Genomic DNA, 18,572 nt, shown 5'->3' on the forward strand with positions numbered 1-18,572 from the left:
CCCCAACAGCGCTACGGCTTCTGGCAGTTGGGGCACCAGAACAAGTTGCGGGCGGCGAGGTCGGCGGTGCGGATCTCGCCGCCACAGATGTGGCAGGGCTGGTGGGCCCGGCGGTAGACGTAGACCTCGCCGCCGTGGTCGTCGACGCGCGGCGGACGGCCCATCGCCTCGGGGGTGTGTTCGGGGCGGACGGTGTCGATGCGGTTGTCGCGGACGCCCTCGCGCATCAGCTCGACGAGGTCGGTCCAGATCGCGTCCCACTCGGCGGGCGTGAGGTCCTTGCCCGCGCGGTACGGGTCGATGCCGTGCCGGAAGAGGACCTCGGCGCGGTAGACGTTGCCGACGCCCGCGATGACCTTCTGGTCCATCAGCAGGGCGGCGATCGTCGTACGGCTGCGGGAGACGCGTTTGTACGCCGCGTTCGGGTCGGTGTCCCCGGCCGGGCGCAGGGGGTCGGGGCCGAGGCGGTCGTGTATCGCCTGCTTCTCGGTGTCCGTGATCAGGGCGCAGGTGGTGGGGCCGCGGAGATCGACGTACGACGTGTCGTTCGCGAGGCGTAGGCGGACGGTGTCCGTGGGCGGGGGTACGGGGGCTCCGCCGAAGGTGACCTTGCCGAAGAGACCCAGGTGGATGTGGATCCAGTCGGCGTCCCGGAAACCCAGGAACAGGTGCTTGCCGTGGGCTTCGGTGCGGGTGAGTTCCGTACCGGTCAACAGTGCTGCGGCGTCGCTGAACTTGCCCTGGGGACTGGTGACTTGTACGGCCCGGCCGGTGAAGTGACTGCCGTAGTCCAGTGCGAGCCGGTGGATCGTGTGCCCTTCTGGCACCTGACGAACTTCCTTTCCCACCCGCCCACCTGTCTCGGTCAGTTGACAGGCGGGCGCTCCAAAGACCTCGGGGCTCCGCCCCGGACCCCGCTCCTCAATCTCCCCCAGAGGGGGCACCCCCAAGGCGCTGATTCCGCCTACTGCTGCGGATGATGCGCCGGAATCTCCGGCAGTTCCCCCGTCGCCTCGTACTTCGTCAGCATGTCGATGCGACGAATGTGCCGCGGGTCCTCGGAGAACGGCGTACCGACGAAGATCTCGACGAACTTCGTCGCCTCCTCCTCCGTGTGCATCCGCGCGCCGACGGCCACGACGTTCGCGTTGTTGTGCTGGCGGCCGAGCGACGCGGTCTCCTCGCTCCAGGCGAGGGCCGCACGGACGCCCTTGACCTTGTTCGCCGCGATCTGCTCGCCGTTGCCGGAGCCGCCGATGACGATGCCGAGGGCCTCGGGGTCGGCGGCGGTGCGCTCTGCGGCGCGGAGGCAGAAGGGCGGGTAGTCGTCCTGGGCGTCGTAGATGTGCGGGCCGCAGTCGACGGGCTCATGGCCCGCCTCCTTCAGCCACTCGACGAGGTGGTTCTTGAGTTCGAAGCCCGCATGGTCGGAGCCGAGATACACGCGCATGCGTCGAGTGTGACACGGCTGTTTCCGGGAAGCAGCTCCGGGGCCCGACCACGTTAAATACAGGCAACGCCTCGCAACCTCAAGGAAACCTCAAGTAACGATCTGGATTCAAAGGTTCAGGAATTCCTTTACCTCCGATTCACTGGACCGACTCGTACGCCGCTCGTACGGGCACCCCCACCGGCATCCCAACCGGCGTAAAGGAACTCCCCCCATGACTTCCTCCATGACTGATGGCTCCGGCCTTCAGGCAGGACTCAAGAACCGACATCTCACGATGATCGCGATCGGCGGTGTCATCGGTGCCGGCCTGTTCGTCGGCTCCAGCTCGGGCATCGCGACCGCGGGCCCCGGCATCCTGCTCTCCTACGCGCTCGTCGGCACGCTCGTGGTGCTGGTGATGCGCATGCTCGGCGAGATGTCGGCCGCGAACCCCACCTCCGGCTCGTTCTCGGCGCACGCCGACCGCGCGCTCGGCCGCTGGGCCGGTTTCTCGATCGGCTGGCTGTACTGGTTCTTCTGGGTCGTCGTGCTCGCCGTCGAGGCGACCGCCGGCGCCAAGATCCTCGAAGGGTGGATACCGGCCGTACCGCAGTGGGGCTGGGCCCTCATCGTGATGGTGGTGCTGACCGCCACGAACCTCGTATCGGTCGGTTCCTACGGCGAGTTCGAGTTCTGGTTCGCCGGGATCAAGGTCGTGGCGATCGGCGTGTTCATCGTCGTCGGCGCGCTGGCGATCTTCGGCGTGCTGCCCGGCGCGCACACCGACAAGGCGGGCTTCGGCAATCTCACCGACCACGGCGGCTTCCTGCCGAACGGGCCCGGCGCGATCCTGACCGGCGTCCTGCTGGTCGTCTTCTCCTTCATGGGCAGCGAGATCGCCACGCTGGCCGCCGGTGAGTCCGAGGACCCGCAGCGCGCGGTCACCAAGTCGACCAACAGCGTCATCTGGCGTATCGGCGTCTTCTACCTCGGCTCGATCTTCATCGTCGTCTGTCTGCTCCCGTGGAACGACCCGTCGATCAAGGCGCAGGGCTCGTACGTGGCCGCCCTCGACTCCCTCGGTATCGCGCACGCCGGCCAGATCATGAACTTCATCGTGCTGACCTCGGTGCTGTCCTGCCTCAACTCCGGTCTCTACACGGCCTCCCGCATGGCCTTCTCGCTCGGCGGCCGCGGTGACGCCCCGAAGGCGTTCGCCCGGACCACGTCCCGTGGCGTACCGATGGCGGCGATCCTCGCCTCCGTCGTCTTCGGCTTCGTCGCGGTGTTCTTCAACTACGCCTTCCCGGACACGGTCTTCCTCTTCCTCGTCAACTCCTCTGGCGCGGTAGCCCTGTTCGTGTGGCTGGTCATCTGCGCGTCCCAGCTGCGCATGCGCCGGATCATCGAGCGCGAGTCGCCCGAGAAGCTCGTCGTGCGGATGTGGCTCTACCCGTATCTGACCTGGGCGACGATCGCCCTGATCGTCTTCGTCCTCGGCTACATGCTCACCGACACCGAGGGCGAGAGCAGCGGTCGTACGACCGTTCTGCTGTCCCTGCTGGTCGCGTTGGCCGTGGTGGCGGTCTCGGTGATCAAGGAGCGGGTGCGGGGCGGACAGGCGGTCCCGACCGCGGTCTCCGACACCGACAGCGACAAGGTGTCTGTGAACTAAGCGCCCTACTAAGGGAGTTCACTCAGACTGTTCACAGCACGACGAAGCTGTTCTTGACCCTGTCGTAGGTCTTCAGGGCCTGGGTCTCCACGCCCGGCTGGTACCAGGTGTTGATCTGGTACGACTTCCCGTCCTCGTCGAAACCGAGCAGCCGGGCGTGCCACGGGACGCCCTTGAGCGTGAACGTGTACTCCCAACTCACCGCCGGATAACCGCGGAACGTCGTCCTGTCGAGCCGGATTTTCCGGTAGCTCTCCCCCTGGTGCGCGTTCCGTTCCGAGGCCTCCCAGGTCTCCATCAGGTCACCGCGGGCGAGGGACGACTTGCCCACGAGCTCCTGACTCCCGTCCGGGGACGTGTAGTGCACCTCGGCCCCCGTCTTCAGATCCCGCCGCCAGCCGTTGGGCGTCGCCCACGCGAACCCGCCCGCCTCTCGGTGCGTGCCCGGGGGCAGGGTCGGGGGGCGCGAGGTGCCCTCGACCGTGGGGGACGGGGAGGTGGACGGGGACGTGGCTGTGGGGGACGGGGAGGTGGACGATCCCGCCGAAGCCGATGAAGTACCGGCCGATCCGCCGGAGTTGGCGAGGATCGTTCCGACGACGGCGCCCGCGACCACCACGGCCGCGGCGGCGATCAGTCCGGTACGGCGGCGAGTGCGGTGGGTCCCTTCGGGGGCGAACGGCTGGGCGGGGCCCGGGAGTTCACCGCCCGCCGACGGGGCGGCGGAACGGGGCACACGGGCGGGGTGGGGGCCCAGGTCCGGGCGCCGTAGAGCAGGGCGGGGCGAGCGGGCCGGGTGGGGACCGGGGTCGGGGTGCGGTGGTGCCGGGCGCGGGGCCGGCGGGTGGGCCGGGAGGGCCACGGGCTTTCGCGCGGTCAACGCCGCGGCTCGTTCGGCGAGTTGAGACTCATCGCCGCGCTCGGCTTGTGCGGCGCGCTCACCCCGATCAGCGCGGTCGAGGGAGACGCCCGTCCTTCGAGGAGCAGTTCGCCGGTTGTTGGACGAGGCCTCGGAGCTCGACTCCGAGGCGGCCTCGGCTGCGGAAGCCGGTTCTTCGGCGGCGGAAGCCGGTTCCGCTACGGCGGGACGCTGCGTCGGTATCGCGTCCTCGACGGGGTGGGGGTCGCGGTCAGGGGCGGGTTCGTAGACCCGGGGATCGCGTGCCGCGCGGACGAGCGGCGGCGGCAGGAAGGCCGGGGTCGGTGACTCCCGATAGGCCACGGGCGGCGATTCCTCCTCCAACTCCGTTTCCGGCGCGGCGAGTTCCTCTCTCCCCTGCCCCGCAGGCCCGCCAGGCTCCTCCGGCGGAGACGCCACCGGCACCAGAACCCGTTCCAGCTCGTCCAACCCCGGCCGGGCCTCAGGCTGCTTCCGCAGGAGCGCGGCGAGGATGTCGCGCAACGGGCCTGCGGCGGACGGGAGTTCCGGCTCCTCGTACAGAACCGCGTGCAAAGTGGCGAGTGTTGTGTCCCGGGAGAACGGTGACCGGCCGCCGAGTGCGGCGCAGAGTGTCGCGCCGAGGGACCAGATGTCCGAGGGCGGTCCCTGTGGATGGCCGGAGATCCGCTCGGGTGCCATGTAGTCGGGCGAGCCCACCAGCATGCCGACCACGGTCAGCGCCGTGGCGTCCTGGATCGCGGCGATGCCGAAGTCGGTGAGCACGACCCGGTGCCCGTGGCTCTCGACGAGCACGTTGCCGGGCTTGATGTCGCGGTGCAGGACGCCTCCCGCGTGCACCTGGCGCAGGGCGGCCACCAGGCCCAGACCGATACAGGCCACCTCGCGCGGGCCGAGCGCGCCGTCGTCCGCCAGCATGCGTTCCAGGGAGCGGCCGGCGACCAACTCCATGACGATCCACAGGCGTTCGCCCTCGTCGACGACGTCGTAGACACGCACGACGTTGGGGTGGTCGATGCGGGCCGTCGCCCTGGCCTCGCGCAGGGTGCGCTCGCGGCGGGTGCGGGTGTCCTCCGGGTCGAGGCCGTCGATGCGCATTTCCTTGACCGCGACCTGCCTGTCGAGCATTTCGTCGGCGGCTCGCCACACCCGCCCCATTCCCCCCTGGCCGATACTTTCGACCAGCCGATAGCGTCCGGTCACCCGTAGTCCCGGAACACCGCCGCTCCCCATGTTTCCCGTATTCCCCATTTTCCCCGGCAATCCGCCGCACCCCCACAATGGTCACACTTCATGCCGTACCAGCATAGTGCGGAGAAATCTTGTGGTACCTCTTCAAGTACTGCGAATTCAGGCACAGTCGCAGGGGGATACAGGGGAACACAAGGGGGACGAACATGAGTTCTCGTCGTGCTACGACCATGACCACGGCCGTGGCCAAGACCATCGCAGGATCGCTGCTCACGGCATCCTTCTCGGCGGTGATGGTCCTATCCTTCACCGCCTCGGCGGATGACCAGGGACCGGGGAGCGGCAAAGGCGGAAAGGCGATGGACGCGGCTCCGGCCGGAGTGAAACTGACCACGCTCCTGCCGGAGAAGATCTCGGTCGACAACCGTTCGAAAAAGACGGCGATCACCGCCACGGTGAAGAATGAGGGGACCAACGCGAGCGGCGATCTCCATCTCCTGGTCGTCGGTTTCGACGGCCTCAAGGTCAATGGCGTGCAGGGTTGTTCGGCTATCGCCGAAAAAGATCTGCCGCCCGGTTCGAACAGCGGATTCACGTGCTCCGTCGGCGCTCTCGCCGCGGGCAAGTCGAAGTCGTACGCCGTCGAAGCGACGTACGACCTGAGCAAGGCCGGGAAGATCTGTCTGCCGGTGACGTCCGCCGACGGCAAGAAGACGTTCTGGCAGCAGGGCCCGGTCCCGTTCGGTACGACGAACCCGTCGCCGAACGCCCCGGCCACCCCGTTGCTGCTCGGCACCGACAACAAGCCGGTGGCACCGGGTGGCGACACCCTGCCCAAGACGGGGGCCGGCGATGACGTCCTGCCCCTGGGCGCGGCCGGCGCGGCACTGATCGCGGCGGGTGCGGCGGGTCTGTACTGGTCCCAACGACGGCCGAGGCAGCGGCCGTTGGGAAGCTAGGGCAAGGGGGAGGGCCGGGTAGCGGGAGTACCCGGCCCTCCCCCGCTCGCTCTCGCTCGTTCCCGCCGGAAAGCCTGACGGCACATGTCAGGTTATGCGGCCAGCATGAACCCATGAACCGCACACAGCCGCTCACCTTCCACCCCACCGACCCCGGCTACGAGGACGAACTCGCCGGTTTCCAGACCGGGTTCACCCAGCGCCCCGCCGTGATCTTCGGCGCGCGCTCGGCCGACGACGTGATCGCCGCCGTACGGTACGCGGCCGCCGAGGATCTGCCGGTCGGCGTCCAGGCCACCGGACACGGGCTGCCGGGTGCCTCCGAGGGCGGGGTGCTGATCACGACGAAGCGGATGGACGGGGTGAGTGTCGACCCCGAGGCACGCACCGTCCGCGTCCAGGCGGGCGTGCGCTGGAGCCAGGTCGTCGCGGCGGCGGAACCGTACGGCCTCGCTCCCCTCAACGGATCCGCGCCGAGCGTGGGTGCCGTGTCGTACACGCTGAGCGGTGGACTGGGCATCCTGGCGAGGGAGTTCGGGTACGCGGCCGATCACGTCCGCTCGCTCGACGTCGTCACCGCCGATGGCCGACTCCGCCGGGTCACACGGGAATCGGAGCCCGAGCTGTACTGGGCGCTGCTCGGTGCCGGTCACGCCTTCGGAGTCGTCACGGAACTGGAGATCGGTCTCGTCCCCGTGCCGAGGCTCTACGGCGGTTCGCTCGCCTTCGACGGACGGGAGGTCGATGCCACGGTCCTGCTGCGGGCGTACGAGGAGTGGACGCGGACCGTACCGGACGAGCTGACCTCGTCCTTCGCCGCCGTACCGTACCCGGACATCCCGGTGCTGCCGCCGCATCTGCGCGGGCGGTACGTGCTCTCCGTGCGCGTGGCCTACACGGGAAGCGGCGATGAAGGTGCCCAACTCGTCGCGCCGCTCAGGAAGTTCGGGCCCGTGCTCGCCGACTCGTTGCGGGAGATGCCGTACGCCGAGAGTCATACGATCCACAGCGACCCGCCCGCCCCGCACGCGTACTACGGGGACAGCGCGGTGGTGAGCGAGCTGGATGCCGCGCGGGTGGGCGAGGTGTTGTCGCTCGCCGGGCCGGACGCGGCCGGCATGTGTGTCGTACAGGTCAATCATCTCGGCGGGGCGCTGGCGAGCCCCGCGCCGAACTCGGTGCCGTATCGCGAAGGGCGGTTCCTGGTACGGATGTTGGCGGTCGGGGAGCGGGAGGCCGCCCGTGCGCTACTCGACCCCGCCTTCGCGCTGCTCGCGCCCGCGACGCTCGGGCGGGCGGGCAGCTTCGCGTTCGGGGCCGGCGATCGGAGCGAGGGGCTGTACGACGCGGAGACGCGCAAGAGGCTCGCCGAGCTGAAGTCGAAGTACGACCCGGCGAACCTCTTCCGGAGGAACTTCCTTGTCAGCTCTGCTTGTTGACGAACTTCCAGGCCGTCGGGGCCGCGCCCATCGCCAGGGCCGCCTTCAGGGCATCGCCGATGAGGAACGGGGTGAGGCCTGCGGCGAGCGCGGCGCTCGTCGAGAGGTCGAGGCTCAGCGCGAGGTACGGGACGCCGATCGCGTAGATGATCGCCTCGCCGAGCAGCATCGTGCCGGCCATGCGGAGGACCGAGCGGTCGGCGCCACGGCGGGCCAGGGCGCCGACGGCGGCGGAGGCGAGCAGCATGCCGACGATGTAGCCGAAGGAGGCGCCGCCGCCGGAGGTGCCCTGGGCGAACCACGGCACGCCGGCGAGGCCGAGCAGCGCGTACAGGGCGAGGGAGAGGAAGCCGCGGCCGGCGCCGAGGGACGTGCCGACGAGCAGGGCGGCGAAGGTCTGGCCGGTGACCGGGACCGAGGAGCCGGGCACGGGCACGGCGAGCTGGGCGGCGAGGCCGGTGAGCGCGGCGCCGCCGAGCACGAGGGCGATGTCCCGGACGCGGGAGGCGGGCAGCAGGTCGGCGAGGACCTGGCCCGGGCGGGCGGTGGCGACGGCGGTACTCAAGGGGGACTCCGCAGGTTGACGGGGGTACAGGGGGACCTCGTGACGCTATCCCAGGGTCCTCGCGCCGATCACCGTCAGCGTCCGACAAAGGGTTCGTCGCGGACTTGGCGGGCTCCGGACAAAGGATGCCCGTTACACGCGCCTCGGCGTGATGCCGGTCACGCGGACCTCGTGCCGTCTCGCACACCAGTACCCGTGCCGTCTCGCACACCGGTCACCGTCTGGGCAGCCGTGGGCCGCTTTGCTAGCTTCGACCGCATGGTTGCCCAGGCCCGGAACTTCGCGTCGCGTCGCTATGTCGACCTGCGACGCCAGGCCGCGGCGACCTGTCACCGCCCCTGAGGCGGGCGGAGCGGATCCGGTGCGCCTCCCATCCGAGACGGCGCACTGTCGGACCCGTTCCCGAGGAAGATCCCCATGCCCCGTACCGCGGCACCCCTTCTCGCCTCCCACTCCCCCAACTCCCCCATACCGCGCGCCGCCGACAGCGACCGGCGGCGCACCAACGCGAGCGTCATCCTGCGCTCGGTGCTGGAGCACGGCCCGGTGGCCCGCTCCACCATCTCCCGGCTGACCGGGCTCTCCCCTGCGTCGGTCACCGACTACTGCGCCCGCTTCACCGAACTCGGGCTCATACGGGAGTCCGCCACACCCCAGCGCTCGAAGGGTGTGGGCCGGCCCCATGTGCCCGTCGACCTGGACGGGTCACGGTTCGTTGTGGGCGGAGTCCATGTGGCGGTGCCCTATACGACGGTCGCGCTGCTCGATCTGCGCGGGCGGGTGGTGGTCGAGCGGCGCCTCGATCACGACGGCACCAACCCGTCTCTGGTGCTGGCGAGAGCCGCCGAGGGACTGGACGCATTGCTCGCGGAGGCGGCCGGGACCACCGCGCTGGGTGTCGGGGTCGCCGCCGGCGGCTGGGTCGACCGGGACTCCGGGACCATCGTCGACCATCCGCTGCTGGGCTGGCGGGACGTGCCGGTGCGCGAACTGCTCGGCGCCCACACCGGGCTGCCGGTCCATGTGGACGGCCACGCGAGGGCGTTGGTGAACGGGGAGCGGCTCTTCGGGCGGGCGCGCGGCAGCCGTAGCGTGCTGCATCTCTTCGTCGGCAATGTGGTCGACGCGGCCTTCGCCACCAACGACGAGGTGCACTACGGCCCCCGTTCGCAGGCGGGAGCGATCGCCCATCTGCCGTTGCGCGGCGGCACGGAGCCGTGCGACTGCGGACGCGTCGGCTGCCTCCAGGTCGAGCTGAGCGAGCGGACGTTGTGCCGGCGGGCGCGGGAGGCGGGGATCGTCGACGGGGTGAACCCGACCCACGTCGTGACGGCGGCCGAGCGCGGAAACCCCGTCGCCGTACGGCTGTTGACGCAGCGGGCGCGGATGGTGGGGCGGGCCGTCGGGCTGCTGCTCGACATCCTCAACCCCGAGACGGTGGTCGTCACCGAGCTGGGGGTCATACGGCGGGAGGACTGCCTGCGCGCGCTGCGCGAGGAGGTCGGCGACGCACGGGCGTCGGCCGTGATGCCGACGAGTTTCCCGGATTCCGTGCTGGCGGTGGCGGGCGGTTCGGTGATGCTGGATGTGCTGTACCGGGATCCGTTGAGCGTGTGACCGAGCGTTTCACCGGGCCGTATTTAATTCAGAAACTCCGAATGTTGACAGGGGGCTCGCATGACCGGGAACATCCTGGTCATGAGCCTGCAGATGAGTTGTCGCACTTCTTGTTGCTGACCCGTTGACGCGCCCCGGGCGCCGGTCTCATCCTGCCTGAATTCCTTTCTCCGGACGGCTCCGTCTTTCGCCGTCCGTGAATTCCGCGCGCATTCCCGCGTTCCTTCGTTCCCTCGTTCCCGAAACTTTTGATCAGGGAGTCCTCCCATGCCGTATTCCCGTGCGCCCGGCGTCGACCGGCGGCTCTTCCTCACCTCCGTGCTCGGTGCCGCGGCAGGCATCGCCGGTCTCAGCGGCTGCGCCACGAGCAGTGCCGCGGCCGCCAAGTCGGGGGCCGGTCTGTCCGCACCGCTCGCCGAGAAGGTCCCATCCGGCACGAGCCTGAAGATCTCCTCGTACCTGAACACCCAGCAGCTCCAGTTCAAGCTGGCGAAGCTGCCCAAGTTGCCGTTCACCGTGTCGAGTTGGGTGAACATCGGCGCCGGTCCCGATGTCATCAACGCGTTCCGCGCCAAATCCCTGGACCTCGCCAACAACGCGGGCATCCCGCCGATCCAGGCGCACTACCAGGGCTACGACGCGAAGATCGTCGCGATCGACGTCACCCGCAAGCCCAACTACCTCTTCGCCACCAAGCCCGGCAGCGACATCCGCACGGTCGCCGACTTCAAGGGCAAGAAGCTGGCGTTCTCGCAGGGCCAGGCCCAAGGCGTCGTGCTGCTGCGGGCGTTGAAGGAAGCCGGGCTGAAGTACGACGAGGTGAAACTGGTCCCGCTGACCAGCAACCAGTTCTTCACGGCCCTGCAGTCGGGCCAGGTCGACATCGCCCCGCTCGCCAACAGCCAGGCACCGGCATACCTCAAGCAGTACGAGGCGAAGGGCGCCCGCGCGATCAGGACCGACGTCGTAGACCTGCTCAATCTGCTGTGGGCGCCGTCCGCCGTGCTGGCCGACTCGGCGAAGGCGGCCGCGATCGCCGCGTACATCCCGCAGTGGGCGCAGGGCCAGGTCTGGCAGTACGAACACCCGGACACTTGGAACGAGGAGTTCTACGTCAAGACGCAGAACCTGACGCTCGCGCAGGCCAAGTCGGTAACCGCGCTCGCCAACAAGCCCTTGTTCCCGCCGAGTTGGGACGAGGCCGTGAAGTGGGAGCAGGAGACCGCCGATCTGCTCGCGGAGGGCGGCTTCGTGAAGGAGTTCACGGTGGACTCGCTCTTCGACCGGCGCTTCGAGGAGATCGCGGCGAGGGCCGTGCCGGCGGAGTACCGGAGGTGACCGCGATGACCACCTCCCAGACTGTGGACACGTCTGCCGCAACTCCCCTGCCGGTGACCGCCGTTGAGGGTGCCGTAGAGGCTCCGCGCAGGCGGCGGCGTGGTCTCGCCCCCGGCAAACGGCTGCCCGCCTCCCGGATCATCGGCCCCGCGCTCTTCCTCGCCCTCTGGGCCGTCGCCTCCGCCGCCGGGCAGCTGGACCCGGCCGCGATCCCGGCGCCCTGGACGGTGCTGCGGACCGCCGGCCGGCTGTGGACGTCCGGCACGCTGCCCACGGACATGCTGACCTCGCTGGAACGCGCCGCCTACGGCTTCACGCTCGGCCTCACCGCCGGTGTCGTCCTCGCCCTGGCCGCCGGGCTGAGCCGGATCGGCGAGGCGCTGATCGACGGGACCGTGCAGCTCAACCGGGCGATCCCAACCCTCGGCCTCATCCCGCTGTTCATCCTCTGGCTGGGCATCGGCGAGACCTTCAAGATCGCCATCATCGCGATCGTCGTCTACATCCCGATCTACCTCAACCTGCACGCCGCGCTGTCCGGCATCGACCACCGTTACGTCGAACTCGCCGAGGTCCAGGGCCTGTCGAGGCTCCAGTTCGTCCGCCAGATCGTCATCCCCGGTGCCCTGCCCGGCTTCTTCGTGGGCCTGCGCCTCGGGGTGACCGGCTCCTGGCTGAGCCTGGTGGTCCTGGAGCAGATCAACGCCACCAGCGGCCTCGGTTACATGATGTTCCAGGCCCAGAACTACGGCCAGTCGGACGTCATCCTCGTCGGCCTGCTGATCTACGGCGTGTTCGGCCTGGTCTCCGACAGCGCGGTCCGTCTCGTCGAACGGAGGGTGCTGTCATGGCGCCGCACACTGAGCAGCTGACCACCGCGCCCGCCGTCCCTGCGGTTCCGGCGGTTACTGCGGTCCAACTCCGGGGGCTTACCCGGTCGTTCGACGGTCGCACGGTTCTCGACCACATCGATCTGGACCTGCCCGCCGGGCAGTTCACCGCTCTGCTGGGGCACAGCGGTTCCGGCAAGAGCACGTTGCTGCGGGCCATCGCGGGGCTCGACCACGAGGTCGTCGGGAGTGGTCAACTCGCGGCCCCTGAGCGGGTGTCGGTGGTCTTTCAGGACTCCCGGTTGCTGCCGTGGCGGCGGGTTCTCGACAACGTGCTGCTGGGGACGGAGGGCAAGGAAGCCGCCGCGAAGGGCCGCGAGGCCCTTGCCGAAGTGGGGCTCGCCGGGCGTGAGCGGGCCTGGCCCAACGAGTTGTCCGGGGGTGAGGCGCAGCGGGCGGCGCTGGCCCGTTCGCTCGTCCGTGAGCCTGAACTGCTGTTGGCGGATGAGCCGTTCGGGGCGCTGGACGCTCTGACCCGGATCCGGATGCATGTGTTGCTCCGCGAGTTGTGGGAGCGGCATCGGCCCTCGGTGTTGCTGGTCACCCATGACGTGGATGAGGCGATTGTGCTTGCGGATCGGGTGCTTGTGCTGGACCAAGGGCGCATTGGGCTCGACCTGGTCATCGATCGGCCTCATCCGCGGTCGTATCGGGAGCCAGTGCTTGGTGAGTACCGGGAGAGGTTGCTTGCGGCGCTGGGGGTGACGGAGGACGTCGATTGACCGTGCGTTGCGCGCCGTTGCTGGGGGCTGCGCCCCCAGACCCCCATCGGCCCTGAACGGGCCTCGTCCTCAAACGCCGGACGGGCTGAAAAATGCCGGCCTGTGTTGAGAAGTCACCCGACGAGCTGATTCACGCACCCGGAACTCCCACCTAAGGACCTCCCATGCCCCGCCAACTCCGCCTCAACGCCTTCCTCATGAACACCGGTCACCACGAGGCCTCCTGGCGCCTCCCGGAGAGCAACCCCTACGCCCACGTCGAACTGGACCACTACACACACCTCGCCCGGATCGCGGAGCGCGGCACCTTCGACTCCCTCTTCCTGGCAGACGGACCGCAGTTGTGGAGCAACCTCGCCCAACGCCCGGCAGGCGCCCTGGAACCACTCACGCTCCTCACCGCGCTGGCGACAGCCACCGAGCACATCGGCCTCATCGCCACCGCGTCCACGTCCTACAACTCCCCCTACAACCTGGCCCGTAAGTTCGCCTCGCTCGACATCATCAGCGGCGGCAGGGCGGGTTGGAACATCGTCACGACCGCCGGTGCAGAGGCCGCCCGTAACTTCGGGCTGGAGCACGAGCCCGCGCACGCCGAACGGTACGCGCGGGCCGCCGAGTTCCTCGATGTGGCGCTGAAGCTCTGGGACAGCTGGGAGGACGACGCGATCGTCGCCGACAAGGCGGCCGGCGTGTGGGGCGACGACACGAAGATCCACCCGCCCCACCACCAGGGGACGTACTTCAGCGTCGCGGGCGCTCTCAACGTCCCCCGCTCACCGCAGGGTTACCCCCTGCTCGTGCAGGCGGGTTCGAGCGAGGACGGCAAGACGTTCGCCGCGCGGTACGCGGAGGCGGTGTTCACCGCGCAGCAGACCCTCGCCGACGCGCAGGCCTTCTACAAGGACCTCAAGTCCCGTACGGCGGCGGCCGGTCGGGACCCCGAGCACATCAAGGTGCTGCCCGGCATCGTCCCGGTGCTCGGCTCGACGGAGGCCGAGGCGCACGCGAACGAGCGGCTGCTGGAGGACCACATCGTGTACACGCACGGCGTGGACCGGCTGGAGCGACTCCTGCAACTGCCCTCCGGCACGCTGGAGTTGGACGCCCCGCTGCCCGCCGACCTCCCGCCCGAGGACGCCATCGAGGGCGCGAAGAGCCGCTACACACTCGTCGTAGAACTCGCCCGCCGCGACCGACTGACCGTACGACAACTCATCGGGCGGCTCGGCGGCGGACGCGGGCATCTCACCTTCGCCGGTACGCCGGAGCAGGTCGCCGACGCGATCGAGTCCTGGTTCACGCAGGGCGCGGCCGACGGCTTCAACATCATGCCCGCGGTCCTGCCGTCCGGCCTCGACGCCTTCGTCGACCACGTCGTCCCGCTCCTCCGCACCCGTGGCCTGCTCCGCACGGAGTACGGCCCACGCACCACCCTCCGGGAGCGCTACGGCCACCCCCGCCCGGCCAACCAGTACACCCGACCCACGCAGCCCACCAAACCCGCCCTCGTCTGAAAGGACTTCACCATGTCCATCGAGATCCAGAAGGTCACCGCGAACATCGGCGCCCGCGTGTCGGGCGTGGACATCGACAAGCCGCTGGACGCCGAGCAGGTGACGGCGATCCGCGATGCCCTCAACATCCACAAGGCCCTGGTCTTCGACGACGTCCACCTCGACGACGAGGGCCAGGAGGCCTTCGCCCGCCACATCGGCGACCTCACCACCGCGCACCCCACCGTGCCCGCCGTCGACGGCGCCCCGAACGTGCTGCCCGTCGACAGCGAGCGCGGCCGGGCCAACCACTGGCACACGGACGTGACCTTCGTCCTCAACCCGCCCCAGGCCAGCACCCTGCGCAGCATCACGGTCCCGCCGTACGGCGGCGAGACGCTGATCGCCAGTTCGGCGGCGGCCTACCGCGATCTGCCCGAGCCCCTGCGCGTCCTGGCGGACACCCTGTGGGCGGAGCACACCAACGACTACGACTACGCCGTACCGGACGAGGAGATCGACGATGAAAAGGCGGCCCAGCGCGCCCAGTTCACGTCGATCAAGTTCCGCACGGTCCACCCGGTCGTCCGCGTCCACCCGCTGACCGGCGAACGCGGCCTGTTCATCGGCGGGTTCGCGCAGCGGATCGTCGGCCTCTCGACGGGCGAGTCCCGCAAGATCCTGGACCTCCTCCAGTCCTACGTCACCCGCCCGGAGAACATCCTGCGCTGGCGCTGGTCCCCCAACCAGCTCGTCCTGTTCGACAACCGCATCACCCAGCACTACGCCATCGACAACTACGACAACCAGCCCCGCCGCCTCAACCGCGTCACCGTCGCCGGCGACATCCCGACCGGCATCGAGGGCAAGGAGAGCTACTCGATCGAGGGGGACGCGTCGCACTACACGTCGGTGGCGGAGTGACTACACGACGCCTTTTCGCTGCTAGGTTGTAGTTGCAAGCTATGTGCAATAAGAAGTCCGGAGGGGATCGATCCGCCATGCCCGTCTACACGTTGCCCGACCTGCCCTACGACTACTCCGCGCTCGCCCCCGTGATCAGCCCCGAGATCATCGAGCTGCACCACGACAAGCACCACGCGGCCTACGTCAAGGGAGCCAACGACTCGCTGGAGCAGTTGGCGGAGGCGCGCGACAAGGAGCAGTGGGGTTCGGTCAACGGGCTGGAGAAGAACCTGGCGTTCCACCTCTCCGGCCACATCCTGCACAGCATCTACTGGCACAACATGACGGGCGCCGGCGGCGGCGAACCGCTGGCCACGGACGGACTCGGTGGCCTGGCGGACGCCATCACCGAGTCCTTCGGTTCCTTCGCGGGCTTCAAGGCCCAGCTCACCAAGGCCGCCGCGACCACCCAGGGCTCAGGCTGGGGCGTACTCGCCTACGAACCCCTGAGCGGCCACCTGATCGTCGAGCAGATCTACGACCACCAGGGCAACGTCGGCCAGGGCTCCACCCCTCTCCTCGTCTTCGACGCCTGGGAGCACGCCTTCTACCTCCAGTACAGGAACCAGAAGGTCGACTTCATCGAGGCGATGTGGGCGGTCGTCAACTGGCAGGACGTGGCAAGCCGTTACGAGGCAGCGAGGTCCCGGCAGACGATCCTGCCCTCGTAGGAAGCGTCCTGCCTCGTGATCGTCTTCTCAACCTTCACGTGGGCGGGCGAATGATGAGGAGGGCCCCCGCGAGGACGTGACTCGCGGGGGCCTTCCTCATCTCACTTCACCTCGAAGACGTGCCTCACCAGTTCCCCGTCCTTCTTGGGGAGCGCCAGGTCGAACGTGCCGTCGGCGGTGACGAGTTCATAGCGCTCGAACTTCGGACCCAGCGCCAGCTTCACACCGGTGGGCTTGAGGGAGAAGGGCGGCCTCAGGCTCGCGGTCCGGTCTCCCCTCCGGTCGTTCCAGACCGGTTCCTCCCCCACGGCCAGACGCAGTTGTCCCGATCTGAGGCGCGCGATCTGCTTGCCCTTGCCGACCGAGGACATGGCCGCCCCGCCGATGCTCTTCGTGAATCCCGCGACAAGCAGCGCCTGCCCGTTTTCGAAGTCCTCGATGTCCTGCGCGGACGTACGCCGTCGGATCCACGTCCAGCGCAGCAGCACATCCACCCCGGTCAGCGTCCCCGCGGCACGCCGTGCCGCCCGCTTCTCCTGCCCCATCGTCCCCACCCTCTTCGGCCGTCGATTACACAGGCACGTTAAGCGAGAGGAACGCGGCCCCGCCCGGCGCCATCCGGATCTCGGACACCGCCGCGTTGCGCAACTGCGGAAACACCCGCCTGTATTCACCGAGCGGAATCCCCAGCAACCGGCACAGCACCAGTCGGAGGAGGGTGTTGTGGGCCACGATCAGGACGCGCCGGCCGGAGTGCGCGGCCGCGATGCGGTGCAAGGCGGCGGTGCCTCGCTCGGCGGCGGCCAGTGGGTCCTCGGACTCCGGGAAGGGGTTCGCCACCGGATCGGACCGAAATGCCTCCGCCGCCCCGGAGTTCTCCGCCGCGAACTCCGCGAGCGTACGGCCCTCCACCACGCCGAAGTCGCATTCGCGCAGGGCCGGTTCGGTGTGGGGGGTGAGGTTCAGGGCGCGGGCGGCCGGGGCTGCCGTGAGGATCGCTCGGGAGAGCGGGGACGTCCAGATCGCGTCGACCGGGTGGGCTGCGGCCCAGCGGCCGAGGGCTTCCGCCTGGGCGACGCCCGTGTCCGTCAGGGCGACGTCGCTGATGCCGGCGTAGCGGTTCTCGGCGTGCCAGGTGGTCTGGCCGTGGCGGGCGAGGAGGAGGGTGGTGGTGCTCATGAGTCGATCGTGTCCTCGTTCAGGCGGGTGCGGGTGTGGGTCGCGAGCGGGGTCGGCAGCCAGCCTCGGGTCTCCAGTTCGTCCACCAGGCGAGCGTACGGTTCGGTGAAGCGGGCCGTGTGGGACGCGCGGGGTTCGAGGAGTGTGCGGATGCGGACCATGCGCTCGGCGACCTCCGCCAACGCCAACCCCGTCCCCGCCCTTGTCCCCGCCCCCATTCCTGTCCCCGCCCCCGCCCCCACCTCCGTCCCGTACGCCGCCAACACCGCCATCCCCAGCGCCGGTTCGATCTGTTCCGGTACTCGGGCCGGGCGGCCGAGGATGTCGGCTCGGAGCTGGTTCCAGTACGCGCTGCGGGCCGCGCCGCCCGTGAAGGTGAGAGGGCCGTCTATCGGGGCGCCGAGGTAATGCAGGTAGTCCAGGCACAGGCGCTCCGTGAACGCCACGCCCTGCAGTACCGCCGCCCAACTGTCCGCCTCCGACGCCGGCTTGCCCAGGGTGAACGCCGTTGCCTCCGGGGCGAAGAAGGGGAAGCGTTCGCCGGGCGAGGAGAGCGGGTACGTCAGGGCGCCTGACGGTTCGTACTCGGCCGCCCGGATGTCCATCTCCGACGGATCCGGCCCCACCGGCAGCGCCCCCGCGCCCACACTCGACGCCCCACCTGGTAGCCAACTGCCGTCCGGCGCACGGTGGTTGTAGACCACCCCGGCGTCGTCCCGGACGGGGTTCGCGGACGCGCCCTTGAGGACCAGGGTGGTGCCCAGCACCGAGTTCCAGGCGCCGGAACGCAGGGCGCCGGACGCGATCTGGGCCGCGCAGCCGTCCGTCATGCCCGCGACGACCGGGGTGCCGGCGGGGATGCCGGTCGCCTCGGCGGCGGCTCGGCAGACCTCGCCCAGCCGGGTGCCGGGGCGGACCACCTCCGGCAACACCTCGCCCACGCGGGCCAGTTGGGGCGGCCAGGCCTCGCGCTCCGCGTCGTAGCCCGTCTTGAGGGCGTGGCTGGAGTCGGTCGGGACCACCCCACCCGTCAACTGCGCTGTGATCACGTCGGGTTGGTGCGTCACCCGGGCCACCTGCCCCCTCCCCTCCTTCCACCCGTACGCGTCCAGCAGCCACAACGCCTTCGGCAGCGCCCAGCTCGTCTGCATCCCGACCCGCGCCGCCTCCTCCGTCGCACGCCCGTCGTCGTACATCAATCCCCGTGTGAGCGGGCGGCCTTGGGTGTCTGCCAGCAGGACGGTCCCGGAAGTGCCGCACACCGCGAGGCCGCCGATCGCCCGTACCGGTGAGGACCCTTGCGACATCGCGGCCCGGGACGCCGTGCACGCCGCCTCCCACCACTCCCCCGGGTCCTGTTCATGCCGTACGCCGTCCCGGTGGTTGGTCAGCGGGGCGGTGCCCGCGCCGAGGACCGTGCCGTCGGCGGTGACCAGCAGTGCGCGGACGCTCTGCGTGCCCAGGTCGATCCCCAGCCACGCTTCGGCTTCGCCCTCGAACATCATCCGGACCTCCCTCAGGGGTTACGCATTCG

17 protein-coding genes are annotated in these 18,572 nt (G+C 69.5%); 10 read left to right on the forward strand and 7 right to left on the reverse strand.

The features are described 5' to 3' along the window. Positions 1-11 precede the first annotated feature (11 nt). Positions 12-827, reverse strand: a complete 816-nt coding sequence (locus tag ACGFY9_RS19415; protein ID WP_393755586.1) for an Fpg/Nei family DNA glycosylase — start codon at positions 825-827, stop codon at positions 12-14. A 137-nt stretch (positions 828-964) separates the two neighbouring features. Next, positions 965-1,450: a ribose-5-phosphate isomerase gene (locus ACGFY9_RS19420; protein ID WP_393755588.1), complete on the reverse strand. Its 486-nt coding sequence runs from the start codon at positions 1,448-1,450 to the stop codon at positions 965-967. Positions 1,451-1,676: 226 nt separating this feature from the next. On the opposite strand from ACGFY9_RS19420, the gene ACGFY9_RS19425 reads away from it, so the two are divergent. Further along, positions 1,677-3,107: an amino acid permease gene (locus ACGFY9_RS19425; protein WP_393755961.1), complete on the forward strand. Its 1,431-nt coding sequence runs from the start codon at positions 1,677-1,679 to the stop codon at positions 3,105-3,107. Positions 3,108-3,138: 31 nt separating this feature from the next. Here the strand turns inward: ACGFY9_RS19425 and ACGFY9_RS19430 are convergent, their stop codons facing one another. Continuing rightward, positions 3,139-5,256 carry a serine/threonine-protein kinase gene (locus tag ACGFY9_RS19430; RefSeq protein ID WP_393755590.1) on the reverse strand — a complete coding sequence of 706 codons (2,118 nt, stop codon included), beginning with the start codon at positions 5,254-5,256 and terminating at the stop codon, positions 3,139-3,141. A gap of 146 nt (positions 5,257-5,402) precedes the next feature. On the opposite strand from ACGFY9_RS19430, the gene ACGFY9_RS19435 reads away from it, so the two are divergent. Continuing rightward, positions 5,403-6,155 carry an LPXTG cell wall anchor domain-containing protein gene (locus ACGFY9_RS19435; RefSeq protein ID WP_393755592.1) on the forward strand — a complete coding sequence of 251 codons (753 nt, stop codon included), beginning with the start codon at positions 5,403-5,405 and terminating at the stop codon, positions 6,153-6,155. A gap of 113 nt (positions 6,156-6,268) precedes the next feature. Then, a complete protein-coding gene (locus tag ACGFY9_RS19440; RefSeq protein WP_393755594.1) occupies positions 6,269-7,594 on the forward strand; it encodes an FAD-binding oxidoreductase in 1,326 nt (441 codons plus the stop codon). On the opposite strand, the gene ACGFY9_RS19445 is transcribed toward ACGFY9_RS19440, so the two are convergent. Next, on the reverse strand, positions 7,578-8,159 hold the full coding sequence (locus tag ACGFY9_RS19445) for a biotin transporter BioY (protein ID WP_393755596.1): 582 nt from the start codon (positions 8,157-8,159) through the stop codon (positions 7,578-7,580). The two genes, ACGFY9_RS19440 and ACGFY9_RS19445, sit on opposite strands and share 17 nt — an antisense overlap. A 417-nt stretch (positions 8,160-8,576) precedes the next feature. Between ACGFY9_RS19445 and ACGFY9_RS19450 the strand changes: the two genes are divergently transcribed. The 7 genes from ACGFY9_RS19450 (at position 8,577) to ACGFY9_RS19480 (ending at position 15,859) form a co-directional block, all read left to right on the forward strand. Beyond that, complete coding sequence (locus ACGFY9_RS19450) at positions 8,577-9,776, forward strand: ROK family protein (RefSeq protein WP_393755598.1); 1,200 nt, start codon at positions 8,577-8,579, stop codon at positions 9,774-9,776. A 267-nt stretch (positions 9,777-10,043) separates the two neighbouring features. Beyond that, positions 10,044-11,114, forward strand: a complete 1,071-nt coding sequence (locus ACGFY9_RS19455) for an ABC transporter substrate-binding protein (RefSeq protein WP_393755600.1) — start codon at positions 10,044-10,046, stop codon at positions 11,112-11,114. Positions 11,115-11,119: 5 nt separating this feature from the next. Next, a complete protein-coding gene (locus ACGFY9_RS19460; protein WP_393755602.1) occupies positions 11,120-11,986 on the forward strand; it encodes an ABC transporter permease in 867 nt (288 codons plus the stop codon). Next, a complete protein-coding gene (locus ACGFY9_RS19465) occupies positions 11,962-12,726 on the forward strand; it encodes an ABC transporter ATP-binding protein (RefSeq protein ID WP_393755604.1) in 765 nt (254 codons plus the stop codon). The genes ACGFY9_RS19460 and ACGFY9_RS19465 overlap by 25 nt, the downstream gene beginning before the upstream one ends. A gap of 164 nt (positions 12,727-12,890) precedes the next feature. After that, positions 12,891-14,243 (forward strand): LLM class flavin-dependent oxidoreductase, encoded by a 1,353-nt coding sequence (locus ACGFY9_RS19470; RefSeq protein ID WP_393755606.1) that lies wholly within the window; start codon positions 12,891-12,893, stop codon positions 14,241-14,243. 12 nt (positions 14,244-14,255) lie between these two features. After that, positions 14,256-15,146: a TauD/TfdA dioxygenase family protein gene (locus ACGFY9_RS19475; protein WP_393755608.1), complete on the forward strand. Its 891-nt coding sequence runs from the start codon at positions 14,256-14,258 to the stop codon at positions 15,144-15,146. A gap of 77 nt (positions 15,147-15,223) precedes the next feature. Continuing rightward, positions 15,224-15,859 carry a superoxide dismutase gene (locus ACGFY9_RS19480; RefSeq protein ID WP_393755610.1) on the forward strand — a complete coding sequence of 212 codons (636 nt, stop codon included), beginning with the start codon at positions 15,224-15,226 and terminating at the stop codon, positions 15,857-15,859. Positions 15,860-15,960: 101 nt separating this feature from the next. Here ACGFY9_RS19480 and ACGFY9_RS19485 read toward each other — a convergent pair whose 3' ends face one another. From ACGFY9_RS19485 to ACGFY9_RS19495, 3 genes are read right to left on the reverse strand one after another with little or no spacing between them, the layout of a single operon-like run. Next, positions 15,961-16,404 carry a hypothetical protein gene (locus ACGFY9_RS19485; RefSeq protein WP_393755611.1) on the reverse strand — a complete coding sequence of 148 codons (444 nt, stop codon included), beginning with the start codon at positions 16,402-16,404 and terminating at the stop codon, positions 15,961-15,963. 25 nt (positions 16,405-16,429) lie between these two features. Further along, entirely contained in the window at positions 16,430-17,038 is a 609-nt protein-coding gene (locus ACGFY9_RS19490) for a histidine phosphatase family protein (RefSeq protein WP_393755613.1), read from the reverse strand. Further along, positions 17,035-18,543: an FGGY-family carbohydrate kinase gene (locus ACGFY9_RS19495; protein ID WP_393755615.1), complete on the reverse strand. Its 1,509-nt coding sequence runs from the start codon at positions 18,541-18,543 to the stop codon at positions 17,035-17,037. Before ACGFY9_RS19495 ends, ACGFY9_RS19490 begins: the two co-directional genes overlap by 4 nt. Between the last annotated feature and the right edge of the window lie 29 nt (positions 18,544-18,572).

This window comes from Streptomyces sp. NPDC048504, from assembly GCF_043200035.1.
Taxonomy (GTDB): Bacteria; Actinomycetota; Actinomycetes; order Streptomycetales; family Streptomycetaceae; genus Streptomyces.

Bases quoted from the DNA above. Each gene is read 5' to 3' on its own strand.
- ACGFY9_RS19420 (WP_393755588.1), bottom strand. From the start codon at position 1,450: ATGCGCGTGTATCTCGGCTCCGACCATGCGGGCTTCGAACTCAAGAAC.
- ACGFY9_RS19425 (WP_393755961.1), top strand. From the start codon at position 1,677: ATGACTGATGGCTCCGGCCTTCAGGCAGGACTCAAGAACCGACATCTC.
- ACGFY9_RS19430 (WP_393755590.1), bottom strand. From the start codon at position 5,256: ATGGGGAATACGGGAAACATGGGGAGCGGCGGTGTTCCGGGACTACGG.
- ACGFY9_RS19435 (WP_393755592.1), top strand. From the start codon at position 5,403: ATGAGTTCTCGTCGTGCTACGACCATGACCACGGCCGTGGCCAAGACC.
- ACGFY9_RS19440 (WP_393755594.1), top strand. From the start codon at position 6,269: ATGAACCGCACACAGCCGCTCACCTTCCACCCCACCGACCCCGGCTAC.
- ACGFY9_RS19450 (WP_393755598.1), top strand. From the start codon at position 8,577: ATGCCCCGTACCGCGGCACCCCTTCTCGCCTCCCACTCCCCCAACTCC.
- ACGFY9_RS19455 (WP_393755600.1), top strand. From the start codon at position 10,044: ATGCCGTATTCCCGTGCGCCCGGCGTCGACCGGCGGCTCTTCCTCACC.
- ACGFY9_RS19460 (WP_393755602.1), top strand. From the start codon at position 11,120: ATGACCACCTCCCAGACTGTGGACACGTCTGCCGCAACTCCCCTGCCG.
- ACGFY9_RS19465 (WP_393755604.1), top strand. From the start codon at position 11,962: ATGGCGCCGCACACTGAGCAGCTGACCACCGCGCCCGCCGTCCCTGCG.
- ACGFY9_RS19470 (WP_393755606.1), top strand. From the start codon at position 12,891: ATGCCCCGCCAACTCCGCCTCAACGCCTTCCTCATGAACACCGGTCAC.
- ACGFY9_RS19475 (WP_393755608.1), top strand. From the start codon at position 14,256: ATGTCCATCGAGATCCAGAAGGTCACCGCGAACATCGGCGCCCGCGTG.
- ACGFY9_RS19480 (WP_393755610.1), top strand. From the start codon at position 15,224: ATGCCCGTCTACACGTTGCCCGACCTGCCCTACGACTACTCCGCGCTC.
- ACGFY9_RS19485 (WP_393755611.1), bottom strand. From the start codon at position 16,404: ATGGGGCAGGAGAAGCGGGCGGCACGGCGTGCCGCGGGGACGCTGACC.
- ACGFY9_RS19490 (WP_393755613.1), bottom strand. From the start codon at position 17,038: ATGAGCACCACCACCCTCCTCCTCGCCCGCCACGGCCAGACCACCTGG.
- ACGFY9_RS19495 (WP_393755615.1), bottom strand. From the start codon at position 18,543: ATGATGTTCGAGGGCGAAGCCGAAGCGTGGCTGGGGATCGACCTGGGC.